Source organism: Neorhizobium alkalisoli (genome assembly GCF_007829835.1).
Taxonomy (GTDB): domain Bacteria; phylum Pseudomonadota; class Alphaproteobacteria; order Rhizobiales; family Rhizobiaceae; genus Neorhizobium.
Genome location: NZ_VIWP01000003.1, coordinates 939,808 through 957,101, shown reverse-complemented (window position 1 = coordinate 957,101; position 17,294 = coordinate 939,808). Strand labels below are relative to the sequence as shown.

The 17,294-nt window shown below is 61.6% G+C and carries 17 protein-coding genes and 1 pseudogene; 10 read left to right on the top strand and 8 right to left on the bottom strand.

Translation table 11 applies throughout. The annotated features are described in order from the left end of the window. Window positions 1-194 precede the first annotated feature (194 nt). Complete coding sequence (locus FHW37_RS15610; RefSeq protein ID WP_186458267.1) at window positions 195-1,250, top strand: DMP19 family protein; 1,056 nt, start codon at window positions 195-197, stop codon at window positions 1,248-1,250. Here FHW37_RS15610 and FHW37_RS15605 read toward each other — a convergent pair whose 3' ends face one another. Then, window positions 1,251-2,141, bottom strand: coding sequence for a LysR family transcriptional regulator (locus tag FHW37_RS15605; RefSeq protein ID WP_145637957.1), 891 nt, complete (start codon window positions 2,139-2,141; stop codon window positions 1,251-1,253). Window positions 2,142-2,277: 136 nt separating this feature from the next. Here FHW37_RS15605 and FHW37_RS15600 point away from each other — a divergent pair, with 136 nt between their 5' ends. The 4 genes from FHW37_RS15600 (at window position 2,278) to FHW37_RS34650 (ending at window position 4,016) form a co-directional block, all read left to right on the top strand. Next, window positions 2,278-3,018, top strand: coding sequence for an SDR family oxidoreductase (locus tag FHW37_RS15600; RefSeq protein WP_145637956.1), 741 nt, complete (start codon window positions 2,278-2,280; stop codon window positions 3,016-3,018). Between the two features lie 62 nt (window positions 3,019-3,080). Further along, the gene (locus FHW37_RS15595) at window positions 3,081-3,377 is read left to right on the top strand and encodes an Atu4866 domain-containing protein (RefSeq protein ID WP_246690797.1); all 297 of its coding nucleotides are present in this window, start codon (window positions 3,081-3,083) and stop codon (window positions 3,375-3,377) included. Between the two features lie 55 nt (window positions 3,378-3,432). Further along, the gene (locus tag FHW37_RS15590) at window positions 3,433-3,714 is read left to right on the top strand and encodes a CopG family ribbon-helix-helix protein (RefSeq protein ID WP_145637953.1); all 282 of its coding nucleotides are present in this window, start codon (window positions 3,433-3,435) and stop codon (window positions 3,712-3,714) included. After that, the gene (locus tag FHW37_RS34650) at window positions 3,714-4,016 is read left to right on the top strand and encodes a type II toxin-antitoxin system RelE/ParE family toxin (RefSeq protein WP_145637952.1); all 303 of its coding nucleotides are present in this window, start codon (window positions 3,714-3,716) and stop codon (window positions 4,014-4,016) included. The genes FHW37_RS15590 and FHW37_RS34650 overlap by 1 nt, the downstream gene beginning before the upstream one ends. On the opposite strand, the gene FHW37_RS15580 is transcribed toward FHW37_RS34650, so the two are convergent. Then, window positions 3,946-4,626 carry an aminotransferase class IV family protein gene (locus FHW37_RS15580; protein ID WP_145637951.1) on the bottom strand — a complete coding sequence of 227 codons (681 nt, stop codon included), beginning with the start codon at window positions 4,624-4,626 and terminating at the stop codon, window positions 3,946-3,948. The genes FHW37_RS34650 and FHW37_RS15580 overlap by 71 nt on opposite strands. Before the next feature lie 148 nt (window positions 4,627-4,774). Continuing rightward, window positions 4,775-6,598, bottom strand: a complete 1,824-nt coding sequence (locus FHW37_RS15575; protein ID WP_145638094.1) for a M3 family oligoendopeptidase — start codon at window positions 6,596-6,598, stop codon at window positions 4,775-4,777. 160 nt (window positions 6,599-6,758) lie between these two features. On the opposite strand from FHW37_RS15575, the gene FHW37_RS15570 reads away from it, so the two are divergent. After that, window positions 6,759-8,369, top strand: a complete 1,611-nt coding sequence (locus FHW37_RS15570; protein ID WP_432442854.1) for a sigma-54-dependent transcriptional regulator — start codon at window positions 6,759-6,761, stop codon at window positions 8,367-8,369. 278 nt (window positions 8,370-8,647) lie between these two features. After that, on the top strand, window positions 8,648-10,486 hold the full coding sequence (locus tag FHW37_RS15565) for a DUF882 domain-containing protein (protein ID WP_246690780.1): 1,839 nt from the start codon (window positions 8,648-8,650) through the stop codon (window positions 10,484-10,486). 159 nt (window positions 10,487-10,645) lie between these two features. Here the strand turns inward: FHW37_RS15565 and FHW37_RS15560 are convergent, their stop codons facing one another. The 4 genes from FHW37_RS15560 to FHW37_RS15545 form a co-directional block, all read right to left on the bottom strand. Then, window positions 10,646-12,046, bottom strand: a complete 1,401-nt coding sequence (locus tag FHW37_RS15560; RefSeq protein ID WP_145637947.1) for a flavin monoamine oxidase family protein — start codon at window positions 12,044-12,046, stop codon at window positions 10,646-10,648. Window positions 12,047-12,049: 3 nt separating this feature from the next. Continuing rightward, the gene (locus tag FHW37_RS15555; protein WP_145637945.1) at window positions 12,050-12,328 is read right to left on the bottom strand and encodes a DUF2312 domain-containing protein; all 279 of its coding nucleotides are present in this window, start codon (window positions 12,326-12,328) and stop codon (window positions 12,050-12,052) included. Window positions 12,329-12,405: 77 nt separating this feature from the next. Next, window positions 12,406-12,714 carry a DUF1244 domain-containing protein gene (locus tag FHW37_RS15550; protein WP_145637943.1) on the bottom strand — a complete coding sequence of 103 codons (309 nt, stop codon included), beginning with the start codon at window positions 12,712-12,714 and terminating at the stop codon, window positions 12,406-12,408. 34 nt (window positions 12,715-12,748) lie between these two features. Next, window positions 12,749-13,582 (bottom strand): N-formylglutamate amidohydrolase, encoded by an 834-nt coding sequence (locus FHW37_RS15545; protein ID WP_145638092.1) that lies wholly within the window; start codon window positions 13,580-13,582, stop codon window positions 12,749-12,751. A 265-nt stretch (window positions 13,583-13,847) separates the two neighbouring features. On the opposite strand from FHW37_RS15545, the pseudogene FHW37_RS15540 reads away from it, so the two are divergent. From FHW37_RS15540 to FHW37_RS15530, 3 genes and pseudogenes are all read left to right on the top strand, one after another. Continuing rightward, a pseudogene (locus FHW37_RS15540) lies at window positions 13,848-14,243 on the top strand (DUF1036 domain-containing protein); the annotation flags it as partial. Further along, window positions 14,243-15,682: a pyruvate kinase gene (gene pyk, locus FHW37_RS15535; protein WP_145637941.1), complete on the top strand. Its 1,440-nt coding sequence runs from the start codon at window positions 14,243-14,245 to the stop codon at window positions 15,680-15,682. The pseudogene FHW37_RS15540 and the gene pyk, both read left to right, overlap by 1 nt. 74 nt (window positions 15,683-15,756) lie before the next feature. Next, complete coding sequence (locus FHW37_RS15530; protein WP_145637939.1) at window positions 15,757-16,269, top strand: GNAT family N-acetyltransferase; 513 nt, start codon at window positions 15,757-15,759, stop codon at window positions 16,267-16,269. Between the two features lie 19 nt (window positions 16,270-16,288). Here the strand turns inward: FHW37_RS15530 and FHW37_RS15525 are convergent, their stop codons facing one another. Next, window positions 16,289-17,254 carry a DMT family transporter gene (locus FHW37_RS15525; protein WP_145637937.1) on the bottom strand — a complete coding sequence of 322 codons (966 nt, stop codon included), beginning with the start codon at window positions 17,252-17,254 and terminating at the stop codon, window positions 16,289-16,291. Window positions 17,255-17,294: the final 40 nt, after the last annotated feature.

The following is a 17,294-nucleotide window of genomic DNA, read 5'->3' as shown; positions in this document are numbered from 1 at the left end:
TGGGGTTGAGTTTGGGGCATTGCAGGCAGGTCTCCCGGCAGATGCTGCGGAGCGGGATGACATTCGGTTTGTCTGGTCGTTCATTTGGCGGATGTTGGGGTATTTCTTCATCAGCAGCCGCTATCAGGGCACGCTGGCGGGCGCATTGGGGACTTTGGCTGCTCGCCTGGTTTGTTCTGTTCATGGGGTGCACGATGGCGGCGGCTGTGGCTGCGACCGGTTCCGACCGGTGCGATCCGGAAGGCTGGAAACATTATCCGATGTGGAATGCACTCGAGGCACGGGTCGTTCAGCTCCGGTCTCCCGACACGTTTTTCCGCAAGGATGGTGAAAAGGCGGGCGAGCTGGATTTCGATCTGCTTCCCGACGAGGCCGGTGCAGCAAGGCGCCGCGAGGCATTAAAACGGGGTCTGAACACCTATCCGGAAGCCGAGAGGCCGATCCTGATGCTGGCAGCCGCCGATGGCTGGACCAATCCGCCGGACGGTCTGGCGACATTTTTCGTGCTGATGGACAGCGTTTTCGTCGACGATATCATCACGGTTCTGGAAGAGCAGGGGCTTGCCGATCACGCGAAGATGCTGCGCGAAGGCAAGACGCTGTTCGGCCCGAATTTCGGTACGGTGAAAGAGCGCTACAAGCTCTGGATGAGCGATGATGATGCCAAGGGCATTGCGCTCGATGCGGCGCTCGGGGAGCTTTCGGCGCGCTATCGCGAACTGCCGCGGCTGATGTATGAGGCTGTCGAGCGTATCAAAGCCTCGCCGGCGCTGGAGGCAATCTACGAGCCGATCCGGGCAGCCGCTTCCGACGACGACCGGCTGCAATTCCTTGCCGATAGCGTCACGATCTGCGCCGATCCGTTTGGCGACATGACCGGTACGCTCGAACGTTTTTCGCAATTGCCGAAGGCCTACGGGCAGATCATGGCGGTGCGTTATTTCGAGGAGGAGATGCTGAATGGCTCGGTGCATCAGGCCTTTTTCAACTCCTCGGGTTACCTGATGCCGGAAGTGCTGGAAGCGCTTCAAGAATGGGGACTGACGGAGCAGGCGGCAGCGGTGAAAAAGGGGATGGACATGTTTCCTTCGCCTTATCCCCGGGATCTGACCGAGAGGCGCGAATTCATGGGCAAGCAGGGCGAGGATTTCGACAATACGCTCTACGACCTGACAGGTCCGGTCGATGACGGTGCCATGCATGACGCGATGATCCGTGTTGCGCGCGAAAAAGGCATCCTGCCGCAATAGTCATCGCGCCTTTCTCAGGTGATCGACAAGCGCCCGCAGTTTCGGCGCCATGTTCCGCCGGCTCGGGTAATAGAGGTAGAAGCCGGGGAAGCGGGGAGAAAAGTCCTCAAGCAGAGGGACGAGTTCGCCGCGGTCGATGGCGGTTCGAAAGCTCTCCTCCATGCCGAAGGTGATGCCGGCGCCGGCAAGGCCGAGGCGGATCATCAGCGTCATGTCGTTGGTGGTGACGGTATCGGCGACCGCGACGGAAAACTCCTTGCCGTCCTCGGCGAATTCCCAGCGATAGGGGGCAAGATCCAGCTCCTTGCGCCAGCCGATGCAGCGACGGGAAGCCAGCTCATTCGGATGCGCCGGTGCGCCGAACCGTTCGATATAGGCGGGCGAGGCGACGGCCAGCTGGCGCTGGTCGCCGGAAACCGGCACGGCGATCATGTCCTGGGCGATAACCTCGCCGAGCCTGACGCCGGCATCATATCCTTCCGCGACGATGTCGAATTCCTCGTCGGTGACGGTGATGTGCAATTTGACCTCCGGGTTTTCGTCCGCGAAGGCTGCGAGCAGCGGTCCTGACAGAAAGCTTTCCGCAATCGAGGAGACCGCAAGCCGCAGCAGGCCGCGTGGGCGACCATTGAGATTGCCGGCGGCCTCGACCGCGGCCCTGATGCCGGCAAGCGCCGGTGCGGCTTCGAGATAGAGCCGCTCGCCGGCTTCGGTCAGCGAAACGCTGCGCGTCGTCCGATGCACCAGCGCGATCCCCATCGTCTCCTCCAGCTTGCGAATGGTCTGGCTGACGGCCGAGCGGGTGACACCAAGCCGGTCGGCGGCGGCGCGAAAGCTTCTTTCCTCGGCAACCAGGGCAAAGGCGGCAAGCGCATTGTAGTCCATCGACATTGGTTAGATTTCCTGGGCAGTCTGGAAATGAATGGGCGGCTTATCGCGACAATGGCTGAGGCTTATCTTTCTGGCAATTGCTCGTTACCGACGGGCAGGGATGGGCCGCAGAGATGCGCCAACAAAGGAGAAAGCCATGTCTTCCAATGATAATCTCGACAAGGTCGTGCTGATCACCGGTGCTTCAAGCGGAATCGGCGCCGGAATTGCCCGCGAACTGGCAAAGACGGGTGCGCCGCTGGTGCTCGGCGCGCGCCGCACCGACCGGCTGGATGCGCTCGCAGAGGAAATCCGCGCCGATGGCGGCAAGGTGCTGACCCGCAAGCTCGACGTGACCGATCGTGCCGATGTCGCGGCCTTCACTGAAGCGGCGCGCAAGGAATTCGGCCGGGTGGATGTGATCGTCAACAATGCCGGCGTGATGCCGCTATCGCCACTTGCCTCGCTGAAGGTCGACGAGTGGGACAGGATGGTCGACGTCAATATCAAGGGCGTGCTTTACGGCATTGCCGCCGTGCTGCCGGAAATGGTGGCGCGCAAATCCGGCCATGTCATCAACATCGCCTCGATCGGGGCACTTGCGGTATCGCCGACGGCGGCCGTCTATTGCGCCACGAAATTCGCGGTTCGGGCGATTTCCGATGGGCTGAGGCAGGAACATGACGATATCCGCGTCACCTGCATCCATCCGGGCGTTGTCGAAAGCGAGCTGGCCGACACGATCACCGATCCCATCGCCGCGGAAGGCATGAAGACCTGGCGCGCGATCGCGCTGACCCCGGATGCGATCGGCCGCGCCGTGCGCTTTGCGATCTCCCAGCCGGACGATGTCGATGTCAGCGAGATCGTCGTGCGCCCGACGCGCTCGCCCCACTGAGAGCTGAGAGGATCGTCATGCGCTGGCATCGCATCCTTTTTGCCGCCGCCATGTCTGCGGGCATGGCGGTTTCCCTTCCCGTCCATGCGGAGGACAAGATGAGCAATCATCACGCCACTATAAGCCACCCCTATATCGGAATGTGGGTAACCGGAGACGGTCACATCCGTCAGGAACTCTTGCCGAACGGCCGCTACGACGAGGCCCGCGGTAAACGCCAGAGCGCCTATCAGGGCTGCTATGTCGTGACCGGCAATCATATCGACTACTGGGACGATACCGGCTTCACCGCCGACGGCAAATTCGTCGACGACGTACTTTATCACGGCGGCATGGTGTTTTACCGGGAGAAGTCCTAGTTCCGGGCCCTCTCGTTTCGTGCTAGAAAAGCAAAAAACGAGAGGGCGCGCCCTGATGACGTCGCATGTCATGTCCCTTCGCATTTCCAGCGAAATGAAGGAAAAGCTTGAGCGGATATCCTCCGATACCAAGCGGCCCGTATCCGATATCGCCGAGGAGGCGCTGTCCGAATACGTTCTTCAGCAGGAGATGGAAGCCAAGGCGCTCGACGAGGCCATCGAACGGGCGGATCGTGGCGATTTCGTTTCGCACGAAGCCGTGGCCGATTGGCTGCGAACCTGGGGCTCGGCCGACGAAAAAGCCGCTCCTGATGCCGATATTTTCAGGAAACGCTGATGGTGCTGATCTGGAGCGAGGAGGCAATCGCCGACCTCGTCCGGATCCGTACTTATATTGCCGAGCATAATCCCAGCGCGGCAAGCCAACTGGCTGTTCGCCTTTTGGCGGTTTCAGAGCTTCTGATTTCCAATGTCCATATCGGCGTTGCGACAAGGAGAGCTGGTGTTCGACGGGCGACGAAGACGGCCGCGGACGGATATCCGCCGCTAGTTGTGCCACCCCGAATGGCTACGCTTCAACAAGCTCTGCCCGGATCAATCCACGCAGAGAATTGCCGACGAAGAGGCGGGCGCCGGTGAGTTCCTGCGGTTTCACAAGGCCGGACTTGGCGCGGCCTTCGCGGATCAGGTCGCCGCGCAGGATGCCGGCGATGAGGCCGCAGGAGATTGCCGGGGTGATCAGCGTGCCGTCCGGCTGTTCGACGAAGATGTTCGTCGTGGTGCCTTCGCAGATCTCGCCACGCTCGTTGAGCATGATCACTTCCTGCGCGTCGTCCTCGGCAAATTCGGCTCTTGCCGTGTCGTAAATTTCCCGGCGCGTGGTCTTGTGGCGATACATGGGATCATCGGAGGGGAGGCGGGTTTCGGCGATCCTGATGCGCCAGACCGTGTCGTCTGCGATGGCTGCAAAGGGTTCGGTGGTGATTTCGACATTGCCGCGGAACGTCATGGCGAGGCGGACGTGAAGCGGCGCCTCGCCGGAGACGGCGGCTTCCAGCTGCTTGACGAGATCCGCAGGGGCCGAACGGAAACCGAGAGCATCGGCCGAACGGTTCAGACGGCGCAGATGCTGGTCGAGGCGCAGAAAGCCTTTTCCGGGCTCCCAGCGCATGGTTTCGATCAGGGACAGGAGGTCTGCCTGTTTTGCGCTACGGGCCTTTGCCTTGGTTGCGATTGCCTTGGTCGCCATTCCCAAACTCCGTTCGAAGGGTGGAATCGGTTTTGATCCCACCCTTGCGATATTCAAGACCGGAACATCCTTCCTGAAAAGGGCGAACCTGCGGCAATCCCCGAGGTTCTCAGGCACCCCGATTTTCAGGCTCTGGATGTAATTCGCTTCAAGCCTTGTCGAGTGCTTCCAGCTCGTCGATCAGGCCCTCGATCATCGACAGTCCCTTCGACCAGAAGGACGGATCGGTGGCGTCGAGGCCGAACGGCTTCAGAAGCTCCGAATGGTGCTTTGTGCCGCCGGCCTTGAGGAGGTCGAAATACTTGTCCTGGAAGCCGGGCGCGGCGTTCTGGTAGACGGCGTAGAGCGAGTTCACCAGGCAATCGCCGAAGGCATAAGCGTAGACGTAGAAGGGCGAGTGGATGAAGTGGGGGATATAGGTCCACCACATCTCGTAACCTTCCGAGATTTTGATCGCCGGCCCGAGGCTTTCGGCCTGGACGGAGAGCCAGAGTTCGCCGATCTGCTCGGCCGTCAGCTCGCCGTCCTTGCGGGCCGTATGGACCTTGCGCTCGAACTGGTAGAAGGCGATCTGGCGCACGACCGTGTTGATCATGTCCTCGACCTTCTGGGCGAGCATGGCCTTGCGTTCGCGTTTATCCTTCGTCTTTTCGAGAAGGGCGCGGAAGGTCAGCATTTCGCCGAAGACGGAGGCGGTTTCGGCCAAAGTCAGCGGCGTCTGGCACATCAGCGCGCCCTGGCCGCCGGCCAGAACCTGATGCACACCATGGCCGAGTTCATGGGCAAGCGTCATCACGTCGCGCGGCTTGCCGAGATAGTTGACCAGAACGTAAGGGTGGGCGGACGGCACGGTCGGATGGGCGAAGGCGCCCGGTGCCTTGCCGGGGCGGGCCGGCGCGTCGATCCATTCCTCATCGAAGAAACGGCCGGCGATCTCAGCCATTTCCGGCGCGAAGGCGCCATAGGCGGAGAGCACGGTTTCCTTGGCATCGGACCAGGGGATTAGCGCATTCGGCGTTTCCGGCAGCGGCGCGTTGCGGTCCCAGAAATTCATCTGTTCCATTCCGAGCCATTTCGCCTTCATCGCGTAATAACGATGGGACAGGCGCGGATAGGCTTTGGTAACCGCTTCCGCCAGCGCATCGACAACCTCGCGCTCGACGCGGTTGGCGAGGTGGCGGCTATCGGCAATATCCTCGAAACCACGCCAGCGGTCGGAAATGTCCTTGTCCTTGGCGAGCGTATTGGTGACCAGCGTGAAGACGCGCAGGTTGTCACCGAAGGTTTTCGACAGGGCGGCGGCAGCCTTGGCGCGGGTTTCCGCTGCCGGTTCCTGCAGCATGTTGAGCGTGCGTTCGAGCGGCAGGACCTCGCCATCGACGTCAAAGCGCAGGTCGGCCATGGTCTCGTCGAACAGGCGGTTGAAGGCGGCCGACGAGGTCATCGATTTTTCGAGAAAAAGCTGTTCCAGCTTGTCGTCGAGCTGGAAGGGCTTGTCCTTCCTGAGGTCGACGAGCCAGGGGCGGTAATGGCCGGCTGCCGGATCGCGGTCCATGCAGGCATCCATGACGGCGTCGTCGATGCGATTGAGTTCCAAGGCGAAAAACAGGAGATGCGCCGACATGTCGGTCAGCTTTGCCTGGGCATCGCCATAAAATTTGCCGTTGGCGGGATCCGAGGTGTTGGAGAAATAGGTGAGGCCGGCAAAGGAGCCGATCTTGCCGAGGAGGTCGTCGAGGGACTCATATTCGACAAGCGCCTCGCCGATGCCGCCGGCACCCGTTTTCGTCGCGGCTTCGGCCAGTTTGCCCTTCCACTTGTCCTCGAAAGCCAGCGACAGCTCGGCTGCCTTCTTCAGGTCTGCCGCATATTCCGGCGCGTCCTTGGAGGCGTAAAGATCGGAAAGCTTCCAGACCGGCAGCAGGCCCAGTGCCGGGTCTGTTGCCGCTCCGGCGGTTGTCGCAGCTGCCATGGGGATGGGCGAAAAGAGGGACTTTTTCATTCAAAACTCCTGTCGGCATCGGGGCCTGTGCCAAGATCGTCTGTTTTCCTTGGTGGCCGTTAAAATGCAAGCTTTTCTCAAAAGGGGATGTTCAAGCCTTTCTGACACAACCTCAGACCTAGAACCCGTCATGGGTGCAAATGAACGTTCGCACGATGAGTGTTGCAGGGAGCCGAGCATGATTGCCCAAGTCCTAGTCGTTGATGACGATCCGATCCAGCGCCGCCTGTTGAAGAATGCCGTGGAGCGTTACGGCCACGTGGCGCATCTGGCCGAAAACGGGCTTGCCGCTCTCGAGTTCCTGCGCACCAATCGCGGCCCGATCAACGTCATCGTGCTCGACCTGATGATGCCGGAAATGGATGGCCTGAGCTTTCTTACCGCCATTCGCGAGGCAGGTGTCGATACGCCGGTCATCGTTCAGACGGGGCAGGGCGGCATCGAGACCGTCGTTGAGGCCATGCGCGCCGGCGCCTTCGATTTCGTCGTCAAGCCGGTATCGCCGGAGCGGATCGGCACCTCGATCTCCAATGCGCTGAAGCTCGACCAGAAGGAAGCCAAGGCCCGGATCGGCCGCCGCCGTACCGGCGCGATCGGTTTTGCCGATATCGTCTCGGCAAGCCCGGACATGCTGCGCGTCATCGATCTCGCCCAGCGTGCTGCCCATTCCAACATCCCGGTCGTTCTTGAAGGCGAATCCGGCGTCGGCAAGGAAATGGTGGCCCGCGCCATCCAGTCGGCCAGTGACCGCGCCAACAAGCCGTTCATCACCGTCAACTGTGGTGCAATCCCGCACAATCTCGTCGAAAGCATCCTGTTCGGCCACGAGAAGGGTGCCTTTACCGGTGCTGCGGAAAAACATACCGGCAAGTTCGTAGAGGCTGACGGCGGCACGCTGTTCCTCGATGAAATCGGTGATCTGCCGCTCGAAGTGCAGGTCAAGCTGTTGCGCGCCGTGCAGCAGGGCGAAGTCGAGACCGTCGGCGCCGGCAAGGTGCAGAAGGTCAATGTCCGCCTGATCTCGGCCACCAACAAGGACCTGATCGAAGAGGTGCGTGCAGGGCGTTTCCGCGAGGATCTCTATTACCGCCTCAACGTCTTCCCGATCACCATTCCGGCGCTGCGTCGCCGCAAGGAAGACATCCCGCATCTGGCCCGCGTGTTCGCCGAGCGTTTCTCGCAGGAGCAGAAGCTGGCAAAGAGCGTGACCGTCAGCGCCGATGCGCTGGGTCTTCTCACTGCCTATGACTGGCCGGGCAATATCCGCCAGCTGGAAAACGCGATCTTCCGCGCCGTCGTCCTGACCCAGGGCGATGAGCTCGGCGAAGCCGATTTCCCGCAGATCGCAGCCCAGGTTCCTGAATTCCGCTCGGCAGAACTGGCAGCCACCGCCGTCATCGTGCCGGTTGCCAATCCGGTGCAGGCAAAACGGGAAACCGTGATCGACGCCAACTTCCCCGGTGCCCGGGCGGATGCCGCACAGTCGGCCCGGCCGGACCCGCGGGCGCTGCTCGCAGCCGCCTATCCGTCTTCCGACAATGTCATTGCCAGCACCGATGATGCCGGCGAAGTCCGTAAATTGGCGGACGTCGAAGAAGAGCTGATCCGTTTTGCACTGAAATTTTATCGCGGCCAGATGAGCCAGGTGGCTCGGAAACTCGGCATCGGCCGCTCTACGCTTTACAGGAAATTAAAGGATTATGGCATCGATCCCGATGATCCGCTTAGGGAAGCGGCCTGAATATCTCGTTTTAGTAACAATCAACCCTCGGGCAAGTATGGACTGGTATTCCCCGTCAATCTCTCATTAGTTGTTTGTTGACTATATGAGAGGTGCTTGTGCATGTGTGGCACATTTGCCATGCTGTCACCGCATTTGGCAGTCAAATGAGACAACGAGGGATGTTGTCTATCGAGACGGGGATCGCTTTGCCTGATTTCAACGGAACGGAAACGCCCCGCGGCGCCCGCGTAAGCGGGCTTGCTGCGCGGTTTTTCAGAAGGTTGGTTCGGCCGGCTGTGGCAGCAACGCTGCTGGTGGCCGCGGCTTTGCCGATTCTCTCCGCATCCGCGACCTCTGCTGCTGCCGAAGACAAGACGCTCAAGCTCTATTTCGTGCATACCGGCGAAAAGGCCGTGATCACCTTCAAGCGCAATGGCCGTTTCGACCAGAAGGGTCTGGCGCAGCTCAATCAGTTCCTGCGCGACTGGCGCCAGAACGAGCCGACCAAGATGGATCCGCGCCTGTTCGATCTCGTCTGGGAAGTCTATCGCCGCTCCGGTGCCACCGAATATATCAACGTCGTTTCCGCCTACCGTTCTCCGCCGACCAACAACATGCTGCGTACCCGTACGCGCTATACCGGCGTTGCCAAGAACAGCCAGCACATGCTCGGCAAGGCGATGGACTTCTTCATTCCGGGTGTAAAACTTGCGACGCTGCGTGCGCTTGCCATGCAGATGCAGGTCGGCGGCGTCGGCTTCTATCCGACCTCCGGTTCGCCCTTCGTGCATCTCGATGTCGGCGGCGTACGTGCCTGGCCGCGCATGAGCCGCCAGGAACTGGTGCAGATTTTTCCGAACGGCCATACGCTGCATCTTCCCGCCCAGGGCGAGCCGCTTCCCGGCTACGAGGAGGCACTTGCCGACTACAAGAAGCGCGTCGGCGCCGATTCGATCCAGATCGCCAGCACGGCTGGCGGCAGCCTGCGTTCCATGCCTGAAAAGAAGAAGGGCCTGTTTGCCATGCTCTTCGGCGGCGGTGGTGCGGACGAGGCGGAGGATGTCGAGGAAACCCGCGCGCCGGTCGTCGCCAGCCGCCCGTCCATGGCGCGTCCTTCGGATGCTGATGACGGCGAGCAGGCACCTGTTGCGGTTGCTGCGGCGGCACCTGCCGCTCCGGCTGCAACTGCGCAGCTTGCCGATGCCGCACCGGCCATCACGGCGCCTGTTCCGCTTTCGCGTCCGACCTTCCGCAATGATGGCAACGGCCCCGGCGGCCTTGCAACGGCGCTCTATTCGCAGGGCCGCAACCCGGCGCAGGAAGCGCTCGCCATGCAGGCTGCGGCCGAAGCATCGCCCGTGCCGAATGGCGAGACATTTGCCGATCTTTCTGCCTATGCCATTCCTGTCCCGACCCTGCTTGGTCCGCGCGGCCTGAGGGGAGATGCGGAAAGCGTGCTGACGGCGTCTGCCGGACCGGTACCGTTCGAGAATATCGGCTCGGTGCCGCTGCCGGCGCATCGCCCGGCTGCAAGCGTCGCCCTGGCGCCGCCGCAGAAACCGGGTGACGACATGCAGTCTCTGACGCCGGAACTGGTGGCCGAGCTTTCGCGCAGCGTCGAGCCGCCGCGTAACTTGCCGGTTCCTGCCGCTGCCCCGATGCAGGCGGCTGTCCCCGCTCAACCGGCGCCGGCTGCCGCACAGGTCATGGCCGTCTCCACAGCCAAACCGCAGCTGATGCCGACCCCGGCACAGCGGCCGGTCGAGATGGCAGCGATTTCGCCCAAGGTCATCCAGCCTTCGGCCAAGGGCATGCAGTTCGGTGATGGTTTCGATGCGCCGCGGAATGGTGCTGCAGCTGCCTCGATTTCCGGCATGCCGATGAAGGGTGGCCGTGCCGCGACCGCATCGCACCCCGCACCTGCCGCCGAGTCGGAAGGTTTGACGGGCGACATGGTGGCCAAATGGGCGCTCAACAACAGCCGTGCCGGCAACCCGGTTTCGATGAAGGCGCCGCGGGTGGTGACACGCACGCTGAACAGCGATTATTCGGCGGCCTATGGCGGCGGCTTCAAGCCGGTCAGCGCGACGGTTGCGATCGATCCGAGCCGGTTCAGCGGCCCGACGACGAACTGAGATCATCTTTTCCGAACAGGGTGTCGGCGGCGGTGAGCCGTCGACAATACAGTGGCCTCCGTCAGCCGGCCTTTTCGCCCGGTTTCGGCGTGCGACGTGTCAATCGCGCTCTTCAGAATTGCGTTTAATCAATTCCAATATTGATTTAGCTTTTGGTGTTTAGCGCTCTGTTTTTGCTTGAAAAGCGTGGGTGATCTTTTCCGCGGCAATCTTGCCGGCGACGATCGCGCCTTCGACATAGCCCGGAAAGGAAGGCGACAGTTCGGACGCTGCAAAATGCAGGTTGCCCAGTCCTTCCAGCAGAACGGCTTCGGCGTCGGGTGAGCCGAGATCGGTGATCACGTCGCTATAGGCGCCGTCGCTCCACGGGTCGTCGACCCAGTCGCGCAGGTGGATTTCCGTAAAACGACCGGCCTCTTCGCCGAGTGCCGCGACCAGTCGTGAGACGATTTCCCGGCGGATCTCATCGGCCGGCCTTTCGTGCCAGATGCCGGCCTGCGGGCCGCCGACGAAGATGATCAGGCCGCAATAATCACCATGGCTGGCATCGCAAGCGAAAATGCCCTGCGGATCGCGCCACATGACGAGACCGCTCAAACCCTGTTTGCGCCAGAACGGCTCGGCGTAGCGGATGTTGAATTTCATCGCCATGCCGGCGCTCCAGGCATCGAGTGCTCGTGTAAAACGATCGGGAAGGGCGGGCGAGAAGGACAGGCGGCGGGCCATGATCGGCGGTACGGCGAGGAGAACCTGACGGGCACGGACGAGCCGCTTTTGGGTCGTCAGGGTTACGCTCTCCGGAGACGTGGTGATGGCCGTGACAGGCGATCCGATGATCAATCTGTCGCCGAGCCCGGCTGCCATATCGGCGGCCAGCATGTGCATCGTGCCGTCGATGATCATCTCGAGTTCGGGGTATTTGTTGGTCACCCGCCGGTCGTTAGAGGCGAGGTAGGCGAATGAAATCTCTTCGGGGCTGCGGCACCAGAGGCCCTTTACCATGCGGCGAAAACTCTGGGCCACGTCGTCAGGAACATCGGTCTGTTCCTGCAGCCAGCCGGCAACGGTCAGGTTGCTCACCGCCGGATCTGCTAGATCGGTCGCGATCATCCGGTCGCGCAGGCCATCGACGCTTTCCCATAACTCTTCCGCCTTGCCCTTGGGCAAAGGTGGCTGGGAGATGACTTCGCCGGTCGCGTGGCTCATTACCACGGGCCGGCCATAGGTCTCGGCAAGCGAGACGACATGCACCATGTCGCGGCAGAAGAACTGGCCGCCGGCGTCTACCTCGATGCCATCGGCAAAGGCATGCGCCTCTACCCGGCCGCCAACGGTGTCGCGTGCTTCAAGGACGACGATATCGAGGCCGGCCTTTTTCAGCTCCGTCGCGGCGGTGAGGCCGGTAAAGCCTGCGCCGACAATGGCGACATCACATTCGATCGGTTCTTCGGTCTGGTTTTCGAGTTGGGACATGGTGGCGAAAACGGAGAGGTTTTTTTGAAAATGCACTGCGCCAATAAAAAACCCGCCATGAGGCGGGTTTCTTGGGCAGGCGGTCATCGATCAGGCGGCGTCGCTATCCTGATCGGCCGGGCCTTCGATCATGCCGAGGGCAGCGAGGTAGGTGTCGAGGATCAGATCCTCTTCCATTCGCTCCTGGTCATCCTTCTTGCGAAGGGCGATGACCTTTTTCATGATCTTGGTATCGTAACCCATGGCCTTGGCCTCGCCGTAGACATCCTTGATGTCGTCGGCAATGGTCTTCTTTTCTTCTTCCAGTCGCTCGATGCGCTCGATAAAGGCGCGGAGTTGGTCGCGGGCGACGCCATGAGCATCAGACATCGGGGTCTCCTGATCTTGTCTTTTGAATGAGTGGCTGTCACCTGCCGAAAAGCAGGCGGAAGGTCAAGTCCAATCGATCAGCCATGGGCCGGCTTGTTGTCTTCGAATGCGGCTTTTTGTGCGTCGGAGGCTTCCTGCTGGTGCTGTTTCTTCCAGTCCTCATAGGGCATGCCATAGACGATTTCGCGCGAAGCATCCTTGGAAAGCTCGATGCCGGCGGCATCCGCCGCGTCCTTGTACCAGTTGGAAAGGCAGTTGCGGCAAAAGCCCGCGAGGTTCATCAGGTCGATATTCTGCACGTCGGTACGGTTGCGCAGATGCGAGACCAGCCGGCGGAAGGCGGCGGCCTCAAGTTCGGTCTGCTGCTCTTTGGTGAGATCGGACATTTTTATCTCCTGCGCGTTTTCCGTGAGCGGCACATCAGGCCGGGTAGGGGCCGGTGCGTGACGGAAAAATCTTCGTTTCATGCAATATGGGGTCGGCATTCAGCGCCGCAAAGATCGGCGCCAGCCGGGTGGACCATTCGGCAATGCCGGCCTCGTCGCCGATCAGGTCCTGGCGCACTTCGAGAAGCGCATGCGGACGGCCGGGGATCATGCAGTGCCGGTACATGGTATCGCCCTTCAGCGCACCGTCATAGGGTTCGTTGTCGCCGACGATGATATCGCCGGCTTCGCGGAGCTTTTCGATCAGCGGCGTGACGGCGCGGTCGTCAGTGTCCCAGAGAACACCGGCATGCCAGGGGCGGGCGGCATCCTTCCAGAACGGCGTGAAGGAATGCAGCGACAGGACGAGCGGCGTCCGGCCTCGTGCCTCTACCTTGGCGATCGTCCGCTCGACGGCCTGATGATAGGGCCGGTGATAGGTGTCGAGGCGGAAATTCCATTCCTCTTGCGTGATCGGATGATTGCCGGGGATGATCGCTCCGTCGGAAATCTTCATGATCAGCGTCGGATCGTCTTCGCCGCGGTTCGGATCGATCAGCAGGCGGGAAAAGCACCCGAGCACGGCCGGCACGCCCAGCATGGCCGCGAGCTGCCGTGTCAGGCCCTCGATGCCGATATCGAAGGCGATATGGCGATGGAAGGCGTTGGCCGGCAGGCCGAGATCGCCGTAGCGGGCAGGCAGCCGGTTCATCGCGTGGTCGGCGAGAAGGACCATGCCCTTGTCATAATCGCCTTCTATGATTTCGAACGGAACGAAATCGGATTGGCTGGATTCTGAACTCGTGGGGTGGCTTTCGCCTGCGCGCATCGTGTTATTGGTCATGATCGTCGTGTGTGGCATGTCACCGGGGGCCTTGCAAGCCGGGCAAGCGGATCCTGCGACATGCGATTGGAGCGAAAAGAGGGCTATAATCGATTTAGACTTTCGTTGACTTTCGCACACCGGCGCGCAAAGAGTGTGCTTCACGAATAACCATGGAGTCCTGTCGGAAACCGTGTCGAAAAAATCCCCTAAAACCTACTTCCGTTCCCTCGTTTCCGCGCCCGTCCTTGCCGCCATGGTCGGGGCTGGAGTGCCGCTGTTTGCGGCCGGTGTCGCGCATGCGGATTTCCGTGTCTGCAACGGCACGCAGAACCTCGTCGGCGTGGCGATCGGTTACCGCGCCAATGATGGATGGACCACCGAAGGCTGGTGGCAGGTGCCGGCCTCGACCTGTGCAACGCTGATCGAAGGCGAGCTGCAGTCGCGCTACTATTATCTTTATGCCGAGGATGCTGCCCGTGGCGGCCGCTGGACCGGCAATGTCAACATGTGCGTCGCCGAGAACGAATTCAAAGTCGTCGGCGTCAACGATTGTTTTGCCCGTGGCTATCAGCGCATGGGCTTCAAGGAATATGACACGGGCCGTCAGGGCAGCTGGATGGTCCAGCTCTCCGATACGCCCGGCACGCAAGAAGGCCAGAATTGATGAGGCGTTATCGTAAAGTCAAGATTCTCGCGACGCTGGGACCAGCATCCTCCGAAGAGGATATGATCCAGAAGCTGCACGAGGCCGGAGCCGACCTTTTCCGCATCAACATGAGCCATGCGAGCCATGACGTGATGCGCACTCTGATCAAGCGCATCCGCTCGGTCGAGGCTCGCGTCGGCCGTCCGATCGGCATCCTCGCCGACCTGCAGGGTCCCAAGCTGCGCGTCGGCAAGTTTGCAGCCGGAAAGGTAACTCTGGCGCCAGGCCAGACGTTCACGCTCGACAACAAGGATGAGCCGGGCGATGAGACCCGCGTTTTCCTCCCGCATCCGGAAATCCTCGAAGCGGTCAAGGTTGGCGACCGCCTGTTGATCGATGACGGCAAGCTGGCGCTGAAGGCCGAAAAGGCCGATGGCAAGAGCATCATCTGCAAGGTCATTGCCGGCACCAGCATTTCCGACCGCAAGGGCGTAAGCCTGCCCGATACGCTGCTCGGCGTCGGCGCGCTGACCGACAAGGACCGCGTTGACCTCGATGCCGTTCTCGCCACCGACGATGTCGACTGGGTTGCGCTCTCCTTCGTCCAGCGTCCGGACGACCTTGCCGAAGTGCGCAAGATCGCCCGCGGCCGCGTCGGCATCATGTCGAAGATCGAAAAGCCGCAGGCTCTGGAGCGGATCGACGAAATCATCGAGCTGTCCGATGCCGTCATGGTCGCCCGTGGTGACCTCGGTGTCGAAATGCCGATCGAAAGCGTTCCGGGCATCCAGAAGCAGCTGACGCGCCTCTGCCGCAAGGCCGGCAAGCCGGTCGTCGTTGCCACCCAGATGCTGGAATCGATGATCACCGCGCCGGTTCCGACCCGCGCCGAAGTCTCGGACGTCTCGATCGCCGTTTTCGAAGGCGCCGACGCGATCATGCTCTCGGCCGAATCGGCATCCGGCCAGTATCCTGTCGAAGCCGTGTCGATGATGGCCTCGATTGCCCGCACCGTGGAAGACGATCCGCTCTATCCGAGCATCATCTATGCACAGCGTGCCACGCCGGAAGCAACCGGCGCCGACGCGATCTCGCTGGCGGCCCGCCAGATTGCCGAGACGCTGAAGCTTTCGGCCATCGTGACCTACACCTCGTCGGGCACGACCGGCCTGCGCGCCTCGCGCGAGCGTCCGAATGTTCCGATCATCGCGCTGTCGCCGATCATCCAGACGGCACGCCGTCTCTCGGTCTGCTGGGGCATGCATTGCGTCGTCACCCATGACGCGACCGATCTGGACGACATGGTCAACCGCGCCTGCCGGATCGTCGTCTCGGAAGGTTTTGGCAAGCCGGGCGACCGCATCATCATCTCGGCCGGTGTTCCGCTCGGCACGCCGGGCGCCACTAACATGATCCGCATCGCCTATATCGGCGCTGATGGACAGTCCGGCGTCTGAGCGCCAAATCTCTGAACTGCGTGATGAACGGCCGGAGAGATCCGGCCGTTTTCCGTTTGAGGGCATGGAATGTGATGATCGACATACCGCGTATCGAAACCGCACGGCTCGTGTTGCGCCCGCCACGGTTTGACGACTGGCCTTCCTATGCCGCTTTCATGGCCACGCCCCGTGCCGCCTATATGGGCGGCCCTTTCGATGAGGCGGCGGCCTGGGGCATGTTTTGCCATGACGTCGCGCAATGGCAGCTGTTCGGACATGGCTCGCTGATGATCGAGGAGCGCGGTGCAGTGGGCGACGGTCGCTGTGTCGGTCAGGTCGGCATCAATGCGGGGCCGCTCTTTCCCGAGCAGGAGCTTGGCTGGCTCCTCTATGCCAGCTTCGAGGGCAGGGGATATGCGGTGGAGGCGGCTGCGGCCCTGCGCGACTGGGCGTTTAGCGATCTCGAGCTGAAGACGCTGGTGAGTTATGTGCACCGAAACAATATTGCCTCGCGGCGTCTGGCGGAGAGGCTGGGCGGTGTGGAGGATGCGAGCGCTGCCCGGCACGATCCGCTGGATATCGTCTATCGGCATTCGCGGGCTTGAGGTGGCTCATGGCAAGGGCCTAAGGTCGTAGAGGCTGATCAGGAGAGATCTGCGAAGCCAAGGGGCCTGCGGATGTTTTCCTCGCCGACCCTGCGTGTCTGCCAAAAGCCGCTATCCCTGCGCTGAGCCCCAGCACCTCCAGCATGCATCCGACCCATTCGGCAGACGTCGGCCAGCGCATCTCGAAAACAAACCCGTAAAACAGGCCGAACACCGTTTCCGCGACGATCAGCTGCGCTGCCAATGCCAGCGGCAGGCGCTTTGAGGCGACGACCCAGAAGAATGTCGCGGCCCAAGATCCGGCAAGCCCCATCAGCAATGCCCAGCCGATGAAATTGGAAAGGCTGGCGTGTGTCTCTCCGAAGCTTGAAAATGGCAGGAGCAGGATGCTGCCAATCGTGGCGCCGAGCCCCTGAAGGCCGGTCCAGCGCAGCCCGTCCGGTGCATCGGCCGAGCGCATCACGGCGGCGTTGACGAGGCCATAGACGACCCAGATCGCCAGTGCCGCGCCTGCGCAGGCAAGACCTGCGATGATCTGTGATCTCGCTGCGACCGGTGCTGCCGAAAGAGTATCGAGATTGACGGTGAGGAGGCCTGCCGCGATCAAACCGATCGGAATGGTGAGGTGGCTCCAGGGGAGGGCGGCATCGCCGCGATTGGCGATCAGCGCGATCAGGATCGGCATCGTGCCGATGATGAGCGGCGGCAGGGCCGCGCCGGCAAGCTTTACCGCATAGGCGGCGAAGACGAAATAACCGATATATCCAAGCCCGCCGAGCATCAGGCCGATCGCTGCCCGGCCCCGTGTCATGCCGATGGGTCGGAAACGGCGGTCGAGCATCAACAGTGCGGAGGCGAGGCCGAATATGCCGTAACGCGCAATCGCCAGATCCCAGGTGGTGAAGGGCTCCACCGCGCGCGCGGCGACGAAGGTCAGACCCCAGAGCGCGCAGGTCGCGAGCCCAGCCAATATACCGATCAGCATGACGTCTTCCCTCAACTCAGCCTTGGGGCTTTATTTTGGA

What these genes read in the sequence shown, in the direction of transcription:
- FHW37_RS15610 (WP_186458267.1), top strand. Translation starts at nt 195, where the DNA reads ATGGCGGCGGCTGTGGCTGCGACCGGTTCCGACCGGTGCGATCCGGAA.
- FHW37_RS15605 (WP_145637957.1), bottom strand. Translation starts at nt 2,141, where the DNA reads ATGTCGATGGACTACAATGCGCTTGCCGCCTTTGCCCTGGTTGCCGAG.
- FHW37_RS15600 (WP_145637956.1), top strand. Translation starts at nt 2,278, where the DNA reads ATGTCTTCCAATGATAATCTCGACAAGGTCGTGCTGATCACCGGTGCT.
- FHW37_RS15595 (WP_246690797.1), top strand. Translation starts at nt 3,081, where the DNA reads ATGGCGGTTTCCCTTCCCGTCCATGCGGAGGACAAGATGAGCAATCAT.
- FHW37_RS15590 (WP_145637953.1), top strand. Translation starts at nt 3,433, where the DNA reads ATGACGTCGCATGTCATGTCCCTTCGCATTTCCAGCGAAATGAAGGAA.
- FHW37_RS34650 (WP_145637952.1), top strand. Translation starts at nt 3,714, where the DNA reads ATGGTGCTGATCTGGAGCGAGGAGGCAATCGCCGACCTCGTCCGGATC.
- FHW37_RS15580 (WP_145637951.1), bottom strand. Translation starts at nt 4,626, where the DNA reads ATGGCGACCAAGGCAATCGCAACCAAGGCAAAGGCCCGTAGCGCAAAA.
- FHW37_RS15575 (WP_145638094.1), bottom strand. Translation starts at nt 6,598, where the DNA reads ATGGCAGCTGCGACAACCGCCGGAGCGGCAACAGACCCGGCACTGGGC.
- FHW37_RS15570 (WP_432442854.1), top strand. Translation starts at nt 6,759, where the DNA reads ATGGGTGCAAATGAACGTTCGCACGATGAGTGTTGCAGGGAGCCGAGC.
- FHW37_RS15560 (WP_145637947.1), bottom strand. Translation starts at nt 12,046, where the DNA reads ATGACCGCCTGCCCAAGAAACCCGCCTCATGGCGGGTTTTTTATTGGC.
- FHW37_RS15555 (WP_145637945.1), bottom strand. Translation starts at nt 12,328, where the DNA reads ATGTCTGATGCTCATGGCGTCGCCCGCGACCAACTCCGCGCCTTTATC.
- FHW37_RS15550 (WP_145637943.1), bottom strand. Translation starts at nt 12,714, where the DNA reads ATGTCCGATCTCACCAAAGAGCAGCAGACCGAACTTGAGGCCGCCGCC.
- FHW37_RS15545 (WP_145638092.1), bottom strand. Translation starts at nt 13,582, where the DNA reads ATGCGCGCAGGCGAAAGCCACCCCACGAGTTCAGAATCCAGCCAATCC.
- pyk (WP_145637941.1), top strand. Translation starts at nt 14,243, where the DNA reads ATGAGGCGTTATCGTAAAGTCAAGATTCTCGCGACGCTGGGACCAGCA.
- FHW37_RS15530 (WP_145637939.1), top strand. Translation starts at nt 15,757, where the DNA reads ATGATCGACATACCGCGTATCGAAACCGCACGGCTCGTGTTGCGCCCG.
- FHW37_RS15525 (WP_145637937.1), bottom strand. Translation starts at nt 17,254, where the DNA reads ATGCTGATCGGTATATTGGCTGGGCTCGCGACCTGCGCGCTCTGGGGT.